Origin of the sequence: Streptomyces sp. NBC_00377 (assembly GCF_036075115.1) — a bacterium.
In the GTDB taxonomy this organism is placed as follows: Bacteria; Actinomycetota; Actinomycetes; order Streptomycetales; family Streptomycetaceae; genus Streptomyces.
In genome coordinates, this window is sequence record NZ_CP107958.1 from 4,577,067 (window position 1) to 4,590,381 (window position 13,315).

Genomic DNA, 13,315 nt, shown 5'->3' on the forward strand with positions numbered 1-13,315 from the left:
CGACCTCCTTCTCCCCAGATCCAGGAAACACCCGTTCGGATGAACCCTCCACCGGAAGGCGTGGCCGGCACGCCACCCGGACGGCCGTCATGGGCTCGCGCTCCGGGCCCGGGGCCCGTTGCCTGGAGAGGTGTCCCCAAGCCTGCGGACCGCCCTGTCGGCCGTCCTCGTCGCGCTGTCCTGCCTGCTCGTGCCGTTCGGCGCGCTCGCGGCCTGGGCGGCGTACGGCCTGACCGACACCCGCGGTTACGTCACCACGATGGCGCCGCTCGCCTCCGACCCGGCCGTACGGGACGCCGTCGCCGACACGGTGGGTGACGGGGTGGCACGTGAGGCCGGGATGAACCCGGTCTTCCTGCGCGACGCGGTCCGTTCCTTCACCGCGACCCGCGCCTACCGCAGGGCCTGGGACGCGGGCAACGAGGCGGCCCACACGGCCGTGATGAGGGCACTGAACGACGAGAGCGCCGACCGCGACTCCTACCCGGTCACCATGGACCTCGCGTCCGTGACCTCACCGCTGAAACGCCAACTGGCCGCCGACCGCATGCCGTTCGCCGACCGCGTGCCGGTGCGCCACACCCGCGTCGCACTTCTCCCGCCAGGTGAACTGGCCGTACTCCGGAAGGGCTACCACGTGCTCGACGTAGCCGGTTTCTGGCTGCCCCTGGCGGCCGTCCTGTTCGCGGTGGCCGGTATCGCCGTGGCGGCCTGCCGCCGCCGGGCGGTGACGGCGACGGCCCTAGGCACCGCCCTGGGCGGGGCGTTGCTGGGTCTCGCCGTCGCGATCGCCCGCCGCCTGACCCTGTCCGACCTCCCCGACGCGGCCCACCGCCCGGCGGCGGGCGCGGTGTACGACGCGCTCACCGCGACCCTGCGCACGGCCTCCTGGCTGCTGCTCGCCCTGGGCCTGACGGTGGCGGCGGCCACCTGGCTCACCCGCCCCCGCTCCCCGGCGGTCCGGCTGCTGCGACGCCGGCGAGCGTGCGCAGCGCCCGTGCCAGCTCCGCCTCCGGAGCCGACGCGAGTCCGAGCCTGACCGCGTCCGGGGTGCGGTGCGGGTCGACGGCGAAGGCGGTCCCCGGGGTCACCGCGATGCCGTGCGCCGCCGCGGCGGCGGTGAAGGTGTCGGCCCGCCAGGGCGCGGGCAGTTCCCACCAGGCGAAGCAGGCGTGCGGATCGGTCCGTACGGACCCGCCGCCGAGGCGCCCGCTCACCCAGTCGTGGGGCTGGACGAGATGCTCGGTGAGGATCGCCTGCCGCCGGGCGGCGTCCGCCCGTTTCGCCTCGACGAGCCGCCGCACCACCCCGTCCCCCGTCCACCGCACGGCCGCCTCCATCGCGAACCGGGCCGCACTCCACCCGCCGGACCGCACCGCGGCCGCGACGGCCTCCACCCGCTCGTGCGGCACGACGAGGAAGCCGACGGTCAGGCCCGGCGCGACCCGTTTGGACAGACCGTCGACGACGTGGGTGAGCCCGGGGGCGTGGGCGGCGAACGCGGCGGCGTCCGGGCGGAGGAAGGACCAGATGCGGTCCTCGACGACCGGCAGCCCCGACTCCACCACGAGACGGCCGAGTTCGCGCCGCCTTCGCTCGCTCATGGTGGAGGACGTCGGATTGTGGAGCGTCGGCTGAAGGTAGAGGGCGGAGAGCGGGGCGGCACGATGGACGGCGGCGAGGACGTCCGGCCGTACTCCTTCCGCGTCGCCGGCGAGCGGTACGAGGGCCACTCCCAGCCGCCCGGCGATCTCCTTGACCAGCGGGTACGTCAGCTCCTCCACCCCGACCCGGCCGCCCGGCCGGACCAGGGAGGCGAGGGCGGCGGCGATGGCCTGCCGGGCGTTGCCGGTGAACAGGATCTGTGCGGGGTCCGGCCGCCACCGCGGCTGGGCGAGGAGCCGGGCGGCGCTCTCACGTGCTGCCGCTGTCCCGTCGGCGGCGGCCGGACGCAGGGCGTCGGTCAGCACGTCGGTCCGCAGCAGCGGTGCGAGGGAGGCCGCGAGAAGCTCCGCCTGCCCCTCTGCGGTCGGGTAGTTGAGCTCCAGGTTGACGGGTGCGGAGGTGGCCGGCTCGACGAGCGCCCTCCCCTGCCCCACGGCCGGGGCGGCCCGCACGAACGTCCCCCGGCCCACCTCGCCCACCACCAGCCCCCGCCGCACGAGTTCGCCGTACACGCGCCCGGCCGTCGAGGGCGCGATCCGGTGCCGGCGCGCGAACCACCTTTGCGGGGGCAGGCGTTGGCCGGGGCGCAGCCGTCCGGCGGTGATGTCGTCCGCGATGCGGTCGGCGATGAGCCGGAAGTCGGCCATGAGCCCTCCAGAAACCTTCCTTCGAGCTTCGACCAGGATTGCACCGAGGGCAAAGATCTTATTGCACCGAGAAACCGGCCCGCCCTACTGTCGCTCCCATGGCACCCTTCCTCGCATACGAGGACAAAGGCGCGGATACGCCCCCGGCGGTCCCCCTGGTCCTCGTCCACGGCCACCCCTTCGACCGCACCATGTGGGCCCCCCAGATCGAGGCGTTCTCCACCTCCCGCCGGGTGATCGCCCCCGACCTGCGCGGCTACGGCGCCTCCCCGGTGGTCCCCGGCATCACGCTGCTCTCCGACTTCGCCCAGGACATCGCCGCGCTCCTGGACGAACTGAAGGTGGCGGACTTCGTGCTGGCCGGGCTGTCGATGGGCGGTCAGATCGCGATGGACCTCTACCGGCAGTTCCCCGACCGCGTCCGGGGCCTGGTCCTCGCCGACACCTTCCCGGCCCCGGAGACCCCGGGCGGCCGACTGGCACGCAACGCGATGGCCGACCGGCTGCTGGCGGAGGGCATGCGGGGCTACGCCGACGAGGTCCTGGAGAAGATGGTCGCCCCGTACGCGGCCCCCGAGGTCAAGGCCCACGTCCACCGCATGATGACGGCGACGTCTCCCGAGGGCGCGGCGGCCGCCCTGCGCGGCCGGGCCGAACGCCCCGACTACCGGCCCCTGCTGACCCGCGTCACCGCCCCAGCCCTGGTCGTCGTCGGCGAGGACGACGAGTACACCCCCGTCCCGGACGCGGAAGCGATGCACGCGGCACTCCCGCACTCGGCGCTGCGGATCGTCGAGGGCGCGGCCCACCTGCCGAACCTGGAGCGTCCGGACGAGTTCAACAGGGTGTTGGCCGAATTCCTGGCGAACACGGGGACCCGGCCCCCGGGAACGGGGACGCGGCCCACATGAAAGGGGCCGGACCCGAGAACCGCTCGGCGAGCGACGCCCGCTTCCTCCGCCTCGACGGCACCGCCCGCCGCGCACCGCGCACCGCGCACCGCGCACCGGTCGTGAACATCACTCTCCACCAACCCGGACAACCCGGACCTCGGACCCGTTCGGCCGAATCCCGCCGCTCATAATGAGCGCATGTCCCGCGAGTTCCCCATCGGCCTCACCCCTCCCGACTGGCTGGTCCGGAACCTCCGCTCTGCACCGTCCGCCGTCAACCGGCCCGCCGTCGCCCGCGCCGCGCTCGCCATGTCGCTGCCGCTGCTGATCGGCCTCGCCGCAGGACAGCCCGCTTACGGCGCGCTCGCCTCCATGGGCGCCCTGTCCGGCGTCATCGGCGACACCGCCGACGCCTACCGCATGCGGATCATGAACATCGCGATCCCGCAGCTGTTCGGGGCGGTGGGCGTCACCCTGGGATCCGCCGTGTACGGACACGGGTGGCTCGCGGTCACCGTCGTCACCGGCGTGGCCCTGGTCTCCGGGATGATCTCGACGATCGGGGCCGTGGCCTCCGTCTCCGGGCTGCTGCTCCTGCTCAACTCCGTGGTGGGGGCCGGGCTGTCGATGCCGGGCGAGTGGTGGCTGGCGCCGGCCCTGATGACCGGCGGCGGACTCCTCGTCCTGCTCCTCGCCCTGCTGGCCTGGCCGCTGCGCTCCGGAGTGCCGGAACGCACGGCCGTCGCCGCCGCCTACCGCACGGTCGCCGACCTGCTGGCCGCCTGCGGCAGCCAGGTCCCCGGCGAGTACGAGGACGCCCGCCACACCGTCACCCAGTCCCTGAACCAGTCCTACGACCTCGTCCTCGCCCGCCGCACGGGACACCACGGCCGCAGTCCCGAACTGACACGACTGGTGGCCGAGCTGAACGCCATCACCCCGGTGGTGGAGGCGGCCCCCGCGGCCCATCTGAACGGCCGCCCGCTCCCGGCGGAGGTCCCCACGGCCGTGCGCCACCTCGCGCGGGCGGTGGAGACCGGCTTCACCGGACCGATAGGACTCCGGCTGCCCGAGCCCGGCTCCGAGACCGCCCGCGCCGTCGATCACGCCCTGCGGCACGCGGCCGAGGTGGTCGCCGCCCCCGACCTCGACCCCGGGGGCGTCGACGACCGGCTCGGCCGGCCGGCGGGCCTGCGGGTCCGCGCCGCCCGCGCCACCCGCGACGTCGCCCTCTCCGCCGCGTCCTGGCGCTACGGCCTGCGGCTGGCGCTGTGCATCGGCCTCGCCCAGGTGCTGGTCTCGAGCGTCCCGGTGCCGCGCTCCTACTGGGTGGCCCTGACCATCACCTTCGTGATGAAGCCCGACTTCGGCTCGGTGTTCTCCCGGGCGCTGCTGCGGGCGCTGGGCACGGTGGCCGGGCTGGTGGTCGCGGCGGCGGTGCTGTCCCAGGTGCCGCGCGGGTGGTGGGATGTCCCGGCGATGCTGCTGCTGGCCCCGCTGATCCCGGCCCTGACACCCCGCGGGTACGGCTACCAGACCGCCGCGATCACCCCGGTCATCCTGCTGCTGTCGGACATCCTGAACCACCAGGGCACGGCGCTCCTGCTGCCCCGCCTGGTGGACTCGCTGATCGGCTGCGGCATCGCGCTCGTGGCGGGCTACCTGCTCTGGCCGGAGAGCTGGCACACCAGGGTCGGCGACCGGCTGGCGGACGCCGTCGCCGACACCGCCCGCTACGTCGACTCGGCCTTCGGCCCCGACGTCGACCCCGCCGAGCGCGCCCGGATGCGCCGCCGCCTCTATCGCGACCTGTCCGTCATCCGTACGGAGTTCCAGCGCGCCCTGACCGAGCCCCCGCCCACCGGACGCCGGGCCGCGGCCTGGTGGCCGCTGGTCGTCGCGGTGGAACGCATCGTGGACGCGACGACAGCGGCCCGGGTCCGGGTGAAACACGGAGCCGAACCGCCGTCGGTGCGGGAGGTCGGTCATGTCACGCTCCAACTGCGCGAACTGGCCGACGGCCTGCGCGACACGGACATGCTGTACCCCGTCCGCACGGACCTGACGGGCCCGCCGGGCAGCGTCCTGGAGCCCCTGCGCCAGGAGGTCGCGGCGGCGAGGGTGATCACCTCGCCCCACCCGCAAGGGTGACCGCGCGGCGTTCCGACCAGCGGCAGAAGCCAGTGCGCCTTTGACATCCCTTTACATATCCTTGATGCGCCCGTGACATCAGGAGCCCGTGTGTGCGCGGGCGCTGCCGCGGGATGAGCGGAGAGTGAAGCCCCGGCTGTCACAAGGGTGTTGGGCCGGCCCGGAGGGGGCGCCGAGGCGGTATTGACACACCCGGATTCCTTACACTCACCCCTGCCCAAGATCACCGCCCGGGGCCGCTAACCTTACGTGTCCGTCCTGGCCAGGGATTGACGGCTTCAACTCACGCGAAGGGTTGCGCACATGGGCATTCTCACTCTCCTGCGGAACGCGTTCGGACGGTCACGCAAAGAGCGGGCCGCCGATGCAGAGGGTGCGGAACAGGTTCCTTCGCAGGAACAGACCGCTTCCGAGGAGCGGGACCAGCAGTCGAACGGGACCGGCTCCGCATCGGCAGCCTCGCCGACGCCGGCGCCGGAACCGACGGTCCCGTCCCCCTCCCCCGAACCGACCCCGAGGCCCACCCCGACGGCCCAGGTCCCGGAACCCCGCCCGGCCTCCGAGGACGAGCACGACCTCGTCTCCGCCGCCTTCGACAACGTCACGGTCCCGAAGCAGACCCAGTCGACGGAGGCCCTCCGCACACCCACGCCGGAGCCGACCGAGCAGGCCGCGCAGGCAGAGCCGACCGAGCAGGCCGCCAAGGCAGCGAAGGCCCAGGAGGCCGAGGCCGCCGAGGCGATCGCGGAGGTCGAGCCGACAACGGAAGCCGCGGAGGCGGCAGAGGCCGCGGAGGCCGAGGAGACCGCGGCTGAAGCGGAACCCGCGGCTGAGGTGGCGCCGCAGGCCGAGGCGGAAGCCGAGCCGAAGCCCGAGCCGGAGCCGGAGCCCGCAGCGGAAACGGCGCACGAGCCCGAGGCCACGCCGGAGGCGGAGACGGCCGCCGTCACCGCCGAGCCCGCCCCCAAGGCCACCCCCGAGCCCGAGCCGACCGCCGTCACCGCCGAGCCCGAGGTCACCGAGCCCGCTGCGGCAACGGCCGACAAGCCCGCGGACGCCGACACCAAGGCCGAGGCCGAGCCCGAGCCCGAGGCCACCCCCGAGCCCGAGCCGACCGCCGTCTCCGACGAGCCCGAGGTCACGCCGGAGCCTGTGGCAGAGACGTCCGAGGCCGCTGCGCCTGCGACGGAGTCCGCCGAGCCCGAGGTCACCCCCGAGCCTGAGCCGACCGCCGTCACCGACGAGCCCGAGGTCACCGAGCCCGCTGCGGCAACGGCCGACAAGCCCGCGGATGCCGACACCAAGGCCGAGGCCGAGCCCGAGGTCACAACCGAGGCCGAGCCGACCGCCGTCACCGACGAGCCCGAGGTCACCCCCGAGCCCGAGCCGGCCGCCGTCACCGACGAGCCCAAGGTCACCGAGCCCGCTGCGGCCCAGGCCGGGACTCTCACCACCCCGGCCCTCCCCGCCGGCCTCGCCACCGCCTACGCCGCCGCGGCCACCGCCCTGGAGTCGGCGAACCTCACCGGCACCCGAGCGAAGCTCTACCTCGTACTGGACCGGTCCGCGAGCATGCGCTCGTACTACAAGGACGGTTCCGCCCAGGCCCTCGCCGAGCAGACCCTCGCCCTCGCGGCCCACCTGGACCCCGAGGCCAAGGTCCACGTCGTCTTCTTCTCCACGGAGCTGGACGGCACCGGCGAGCTGACCCTCACCGAACACGAGAACAAGATCGACGAGCTGCACGCCGGCCTCGGCCGCATGGGCCGTACCAGCTACCACGCGGCCGTGGAGGCGGTCGTGGGCCACCACGAGAAGGAAGCCGAGCCGGGCACCCCCGCCCTGGTGGTCTTCCAGACGGACGGCGCCCCGGACGCGAAGACCCCGGCGACCCAGTCCCTCACGGACGCGGCGAAGAACCACCCCGCCGTCTTCTTCTCCTTCGTCGCTTTCGGCGAGCACGACAACAAGGCCTTCGACTACCTCCGCAAGCTGAAGACCCCGAACACGTCCTTCTTCCACGCGGGCCCGTCCCCGCGCGAGCTCACCGACACGGAGCTCTACGAGGGCGTACTGGCCACCTGGCGCCCGTAGGCCTCAGCGGCGTCCACCGGGGGGTGGACGGAGCGGACCGTCCGTCCGCCCCGTCCACCCCCCGAACTCATGTGAGTGGATCTTCGTGGGCCCAGTAGGATTTCGGGCATGGCGGCCACTGGAACCGAGAAGCAGGGTGGCAAGGCGTTCTACGTCTCCACCCCCATTTACTACGTCAACGACGCTCCTCACCTGGGCCACGCCTATACGACCGTCGCAGGCGACGTGCTCACCCGCTGGCACCGCCAGCGCGGCGAGAAGGTGTGGTACCTCACCGGCACGGACGAGCACGGTCAGAAGATCATGCGCACCGCGGAGGCGAACGGCGTCAGCCCGCAGGAGTGGGCCGACAAGCTCGTCGACGAGGCCTGGCGCCCCCTCTGGGAGCACCTGGAGATCGCGAACGACGACTTCATCCGCACCACGCAGCAGCGGCACACCGACCGCGTCCAGGAGTTCGTGCAGGACCTGTACGACAAGGGCGAGATCTACAAGGGCGGCTACGAGGGCCCGTACTGCGTCGGCTGCGAGGAGTACAAGCTCCCGGGCGAGCTGCTCGACGGCGAGGGCGACTTCGCGGGTCAGAAGCTGTGCCCGATCCACAAGAAGCCCGTGGAGATCCTCAGCGAGGAGAACTACTTCTTCAAGCTGAGCGAGTACGGCGACAAGCTCCTCGCCCTCTACGAGGCGAACCCCGGCTTCATCCAGCCCGAGTCCGCGCGCAACGAGGTCGTGAACTTCGTCCGGCAGGGCCTTCAGGACCTCTCCATCTCGCGTTCCACCTTCGACTGGGGCATCCCGATCCCGTGGGACCAGAAGCACGTGATCTACGTGTGGGTCGACGCGCTGCTGAACTACGCCACGGCGGTCGGTTACAACGAGAACCAGGAGAAGTTCGAAGCCACCTTCCCGGCCGACGTCCACCTGGTCGGCAAGGACATCCTCCGCTTCCACGCGGTGATCTGGCCCGCGATGCTGATGGCGCAGGGCCTCCCGCTGCCCGGGAAGATCGCCGCGAACGGCTGGCTGATGGTCGGCGGCGAGAAGATGTCGAAGTCGAACCTGACCGGCATCAAGCCGCAGGACCTGACCTCGCACTTCGGCGTGGACGCGTACCGCTGGTACTTCCTGCGCGCCATCGCCTTCGGCCAGGACGGCTCGTTCTCGTGGGAGGACTTCTCCGCCCGCTACACGAGCGAGCTGGCGAACGACTACGGCAATCTCGCCTCCCGCGTGGCCGCGATGGTCGGCAAGTACTTCGACGGCGTCCTGCCCGGGGCCACCGCCGACAGCGAGGCCGAGAAGGCGCTGCACGACGGTCTGGCGAACGCCGTGGCGGTGGCCGACCGGAAGATCGGCGAGGAGCTGGACTTCCAGGGCGGCATCCTGGCCGTGTTCGACTTCGTCAAGCAGGTCAACGGTTACATCACGGAGCAGGAGCCGTGGAAGGTCGCGAAGGACGACTCGGCCGAGGGCCGGGCCCGCCTCGCGACCATTCTCTACACCGCCGCGGAGTCCCTGCGTGCTGTGGCCGTACTGCTGAACCCCGTCATGCCCGAGACCTCCCAGAAGCTGTGGGACTCGCTGGGTGCCGAGGCGGTCCTGGGTGCTCTCGCGGACCAGCGGGTCCAGGAAGCCGGCACCTGGGGCATCCTCCCGGCCGGTACCACGGTCACCAAGGGAGCGGTCCTCTTCCCGCGCCTGGAGGAGAAGCCGACCGCGTAGCGTGCGGGCCGGACTCCGCTGCGCGGTGACTGACGAGGGGGTCCGGGAACGAACCGTTTCCCGGACCCCGGTCAGAAATCCGGACCCCGGCCGGAAGACGCGGATGTGGCCCTGTAGAGGTCTCCCCGCCTCCGGTGTGTTCCCGCCAAGCCGTATGGTTTCCGCCATGGCAGTCCCCAACGTCATCCCGATCGCCTACGAGCCGAGGCACCGCACCGAGTCCATCGGGCGGTACGCGGACGGCCAGTTCCTCGCGTCGGTCACGTACGCCTTCCCGGAAGGGTTCCGTCTCGACGACGGCTGGGAAGAGCACAAACGCCTCTACACGGTGCTGCACACCTTCGACGAGGACGGCAACTACCGTGACTCGGACATCTGGTGCGCCGGTACCTGGGCCGAGCAGCAGCGGGACCCGCACGGCGACGACTCGGTCCTCACCCGGGCCCGTGTCCGCCTCGCCACCCTCCTGCGGAGCCTGCCCCGCCGCTCCTACACGGACATAGCCGTCCGCCCCTTCCGGCTCACCTACGAGGGCGTGCTGTTCGGCCTGGTGATCCGTGAGGACAAGGACGAGGACGGCGCCCCCGACACCTGGGCGGAGCTCTACCCGGACCGCCTCGCCTTCGCCGAACCCTGGGACGGCACGTACGACACGTGACGGGCCCCGCCCGGCACCCGGAGCTGTCCGGACTCGCGATCGGGCTCGGTGACGGGGGCCGCGGCACGCGGGTGTCCGCGCCGCGCACGCCTCGTCCGCGCGCGCTTCCCCGTTCGGGACGCGAGGGCCGGGGGCTCGTGGTCTCCCGGCCCTCGCGCGTCTGGTGTGTTACTTCAGGACGCCCGCGCCCGTGGTCGTCGCCAGCGAGGTCGGCAGGTTCTTCGCCGAGGTCTCCAGCCCCGCCGTCAGGGTCGGGGTCCAGTTGACCGTCGTCTTCAGGTCCTTCGACGAGGCCGCGTTGTACGCGGCGACGAGGTCGGTGGCCGTGCCGTTGACGAGGTTGCCGGTGCCCTTGACCGCGCCCGTTCCGTCGCCGCTGAGGAGCTTGGCGACCTTGCCGCCGGTCGGCACCTTCCAGTAGTTGTTCTCCGCGACGACCTGGGCCTTGGCGCGGGAGTTGATGCTGTACTGCGTCGCGTAGCCGTTGAGGGTCGTGACGTCGTAGTAGTTGTTGTAGATGTGCACCTGGCCGACCCGGGCCAGCGGGGCGCGCTGGACGATGCCCTTCCAGATGTTGTGGTGGATGGAGACGCGCAGCTTGCCGGCGGGCTCGCTGTCGCTGCTGCCGATCAGCATCGTCTTGTCGTGGTTGGTGAACTGGTTGCGCGAGACGGTCACCAGGTCCGAGCTCTTGGTGATGTCCAGGGCGCCGTCGTGGATCTGGTACTCGCGGCCGTAGTACTTGGGGTTGACGCTGTCGAGGTGGGGCGCGTCGGTGAACGTGTCGTGGTCGGCCCAGACATGGGTCGCGCCGCGCAGGGTGACGGAGTCGTAGTTGGAGTTCCAGTTGCCGTCGGCGCCGTCGGTCGGGTCCCACTGGGGGAAGCAGTCCTCGGTGGCGGCGAAGTTCAGGTTGCGGACGATGACGTTGTCCACGTTCTGGATCTGGAGCATGCCCCCGGATATCCCGGCCGCCGTGCCCGGCACACCGACCACGGTCGTGTTGGCCGGCACCTTGAAAACGATGTTCTTCGCCTGCTTGGTCTGCGCGGCGGCACGCGCCTTCTCCTGGGTGCCGGAAGGCAGTTTCGACCGGCCGTAGGAGGAGGGGTCGTACGCCTTCAGATAGGCGGAGAGCGAGTAGCCCGTGCCCGACGCGTAGTCGGCGCAGGTCAGCTTCTTGCCCGCGTCGTTCGTGTTGGCGTCGATCGTGCCCTTGACCTTGATGATCCGCGGGGCCGTGTCGGAGGCCGACCCGAGGGCCTTCACCAGCTCGGCGCGGGTGGAGACCGTGAAGGTGTGCGCGGCGTCGGCCTTGGTCCCACCGATGGTGCCCGTGCCGGAGGAGGCCCAGCCGTCCTTGGCGGCGAGCGTCTGGTGGTAAAGATCGACGGTCCCGGCGTTCGCGTTCATCACGACGACACCGGCGCCGACACCCGCGGCCACTGCGGCGGCCGTGACGAGGAGGGCGCGGCGCGAGCGGAGGGACCGGCGGTGGGAGGGAGCTGCCACGGGGGATCCTTACAGGGAGGAGCGGGGGTTACGTCCTGTCAGTGGTCGCCGCCGCGTGAAGAGTTGCCGCCCGATGAGGATTTTTTCGGAGACCCGCGCACAAAGGGCCGGCACAGGCCGCGGCACACTGGGGGCACGCACAGGGGCCGACGCCGGCGCGACTGCCACGCCCACCCGGTCACACCTGGTACGACTACTCGGTGGACCTTCTCCGACCCCACCTCCGTCTCCTCGCCGAGGCGTTCGACGCCGCCACCGCCGGCGCTCCCTGGGCGCTGGCCGGCGGCTATGCGCTCCAGGCACACGAACTGATCCAACGCCCGCACGCGAACGTGGACTTGGCGACGGAGAGCGCGGAGCCGATGCCCCGGCTCGCCGAGGCGCTGGCCGCGGCGCTCACCTCCGGGGGCCGTCACGAGGCGGCGCTACAGGACTCGGATCCGCTGTCCGCGCACCTGGCCGTGCTGGACCGCACCACGGACACGGTCCTCCGGTTGGCCCTGCACAAGGAGACCTTCTGGAGCCCGCCCGTAGCGACCTCCTACGGTCCGGTGCTCTCGCTCCCGGACGCGGTGGGCACGAAGGTCCGGGCGCTGTACGACCGTGGCCTGGCCGTCGACCTGATCGACGCGCGGGCGGCGTCCGCCCGTTTCACCCACCCCGACCTGGAGGAACTGGCCCGCCGCCACGCACGGGACGACTTCGACCTGCCCACCCTCCAGGCCCGCCTGACGGGCACGGACCACTACCCGGACTCGGCGTTCACGGCCTACGGCCTGGCCGAGGACCAGCTCACGGACCTGCGTGCGTGGGCCCAGAGCTGGTCGACGGACATCGCGGAGCGCCTGCTGGAGGAGGGCGCGTCACCGGACGAGTGAACGGGACGCCCCGGCCGCCGGATCAGCCGACGGGTCGGTCGACGCCCCGGCCAGGGGACCGGCCGGGATCAGCCGGCGGAGGCGGACGCCTCGGCCGAGGCCGTCTCGGACGCGCCCGGCTGGACGGCGTCGTCGGTGCCCTCGTGGGTGGCGTCGGGTTCGACGCCCATGGTGAGGGAACCCACGACACCCCTGGCAATGTTCTTCTTGTCGTACTTCAGCTTGAGCAGACCACCCTGGACGCCGCTCTGGTCGTAGATCGTGTCCTCGGTGAGGGTGGTGCGCTCGGTGGTGCTGGTGGAGTACGGCGCCACCTCGGCCGAGGCGAGCACGGACTCCTCGTCGAAGAAGAACTGCCCGGTGTGGCAGGTGTTTCCGCCCTCGTAACCGGCGTCGGTCCACTCACCGCCCACGTGCACCTTGGTGTGGATGTGGACGGTGCGGCCGCGGTACCAGCCGGGGAAGACCGTCTTGAAGGTGACGCGTCCCTGCCGGTCGGTCTTCCACGTCCCGCGCAGATAGCGCTCGTCGTCGGTGGGCTCCTCGTGCGTACCGCCACCCCCGCCGCCCCCGGACGGCGGCTCACCGGTCGGGGCGCCCGAAGGAACGTCGGTCGGCGTACCGGTCGGGGTGCCGGAGGGCGCGCCACCTCCTCCGCCACCGGTGGAGAGGCTCTCGTATCCCGAGTAGATGCCGAGGGCGTCGCAGTGCCAGACGTCCACGGCTGCGTTCACGACGGGCTTGCAGGTCTCGGAGTCGATCACCTTCAGTGCGAGGGTGAGCGGGATGCCCTCCTTGTCCTCGGTGATGTCCTGACGGAGCTTGTCCGCGTCGATGTAGTACGGGCCTTCGGTGGTCTCGGAGGTGAGCTTGTAGCAGGCCTCACCGGCGCCGGCGGAGGCGGCGGCCCCGGGCTTGCTCCGGCCCTTCTCCCCGGCGAAGGCACCGGCGGCGAGGGCCCCGCCCGCCCCGACGGCGACGGCCGCGCCCGCACCGGCGACGACCACCTTCCGGCGGGTCAGATCACGCTTGTGCCGGGGCCTCTGCCGGTCGTTCCCGGTACCGGCCGTGTTCGCTGCCTTCGCCTCGGTC

At 72.0% G+C, this 13,315-nt stretch carries 10 protein-coding genes; 7 read left to right on the top strand and 3 right to left on the bottom strand.

From position 1 onward, the window contains the following. The first annotated feature begins 130 nt into the window (after positions 1-130). Entirely contained in the window at positions 131-1,039 is a 909-nt protein-coding gene (locus OHS71_RS20565; RefSeq protein WP_328480839.1) for a hypothetical protein, read from the top strand. Here OHS71_RS20565 and OHS71_RS20570 read toward each other — a convergent pair. After that, complete coding sequence (locus tag OHS71_RS20570; protein ID WP_328480840.1) at positions 936-2,312, bottom strand: aminotransferase-like domain-containing protein; 1,377 nt, start codon at positions 2,310-2,312, stop codon at positions 936-938. The two genes, OHS71_RS20565 and OHS71_RS20570, sit on opposite strands and share 104 nt — an antisense overlap. A 98-nt stretch (positions 2,313-2,410) precedes the next feature. On the opposite strand from OHS71_RS20570, the gene OHS71_RS20575 reads away from it, so the two are divergent. From OHS71_RS20575 to OHS71_RS20595, 5 genes are all read left to right on the top strand, one after another. Then, complete coding sequence (locus tag OHS71_RS20575) at positions 2,411-3,223, top strand: alpha/beta fold hydrolase (RefSeq protein WP_328480841.1); 813 nt, start codon at positions 2,411-2,413, stop codon at positions 3,221-3,223. A gap of 180 nt (positions 3,224-3,403) precedes the next feature. Next, positions 3,404-5,356: an FUSC family protein gene (locus OHS71_RS20580; RefSeq protein WP_328480842.1), complete on the top strand. Its 1,953-nt coding sequence runs from the start codon at positions 3,404-3,406 to the stop codon at positions 5,354-5,356. 303 nt (positions 5,357-5,659) lie between these two features. Then, positions 5,660-7,450: a VWA domain-containing protein gene (locus OHS71_RS20585; protein ID WP_328480843.1), complete on the top strand. Its 1,791-nt coding sequence runs from the start codon at positions 5,660-5,662 to the stop codon at positions 7,448-7,450. A 108-nt stretch (positions 7,451-7,558) separates the two neighbouring features. After that, complete coding sequence (gene metG, locus OHS71_RS20590; protein ID WP_328480844.1) at positions 7,559-9,175, top strand: methionine--tRNA ligase; 1,617 nt, start codon at positions 7,559-7,561, stop codon at positions 9,173-9,175. A gap of 166 nt (positions 9,176-9,341) precedes the next feature. Further along, positions 9,342-9,833 carry a hypothetical protein gene (locus OHS71_RS20595; protein ID WP_328480845.1) on the top strand — a complete coding sequence of 164 codons (492 nt, stop codon included), beginning with the start codon at positions 9,342-9,344 and terminating at the stop codon, positions 9,831-9,833. A gap of 168 nt (positions 9,834-10,001) precedes the next feature. Here OHS71_RS20595 and OHS71_RS20600 read toward each other — a convergent pair whose 3' ends face one another. Then, positions 10,002-11,345 carry a pectate lyase family protein gene (locus OHS71_RS20600; protein WP_328480846.1) on the bottom strand — a complete coding sequence of 448 codons (1,344 nt, stop codon included), beginning with the start codon at positions 11,343-11,345 and terminating at the stop codon, positions 10,002-10,004. A 200-nt stretch (positions 11,346-11,545) separates the two neighbouring features. Here OHS71_RS20600 and OHS71_RS20605 point away from each other — a divergent pair, with 200 nt between their 5' ends. After that, the gene (locus OHS71_RS20605; RefSeq protein ID WP_328480847.1) at positions 11,546-12,223 is read left to right on the top strand and encodes a hypothetical protein; all 678 of its coding nucleotides are present in this window, start codon (positions 11,546-11,548) and stop codon (positions 12,221-12,223) included. 68 nt (positions 12,224-12,291) lie between these two features. On the opposite strand, the gene OHS71_RS20610 is transcribed toward OHS71_RS20605, so the two are convergent. Continuing rightward, positions 12,292-13,245 (bottom strand): intradiol ring-cleavage dioxygenase, encoded by a 954-nt coding sequence (locus OHS71_RS20610; protein WP_328484579.1) that lies wholly within the window; start codon positions 13,243-13,245, stop codon positions 12,292-12,294. Between the last annotated feature and the right edge of the window lie 70 nt (positions 13,246-13,315).

Coding starts and splice junctions, on each gene's coding strand:
- OHS71_RS20570 (WP_328480840.1), bottom strand. CDS start 2,312: ATGGCCGACTTCCGGCTCATCGCCGACCGCATCGCGGACGACATCACC.
- OHS71_RS20575 (WP_328480841.1), top strand. CDS start 2,411: ATGGCACCCTTCCTCGCATACGAGGACAAAGGCGCGGATACGCCCCCG.
- OHS71_RS20580 (WP_328480842.1), top strand. CDS start 3,404: ATGTCCCGCGAGTTCCCCATCGGCCTCACCCCTCCCGACTGGCTGGTC.
- OHS71_RS20585 (WP_328480843.1), top strand. CDS start 5,660: ATGGGCATTCTCACTCTCCTGCGGAACGCGTTCGGACGGTCACGCAAA.
- metG (WP_328480844.1), top strand. CDS start 7,559: ATGGCGGCCACTGGAACCGAGAAGCAGGGTGGCAAGGCGTTCTACGTC.
- OHS71_RS20595 (WP_328480845.1), top strand. CDS start 9,342: ATGGCAGTCCCCAACGTCATCCCGATCGCCTACGAGCCGAGGCACCGC.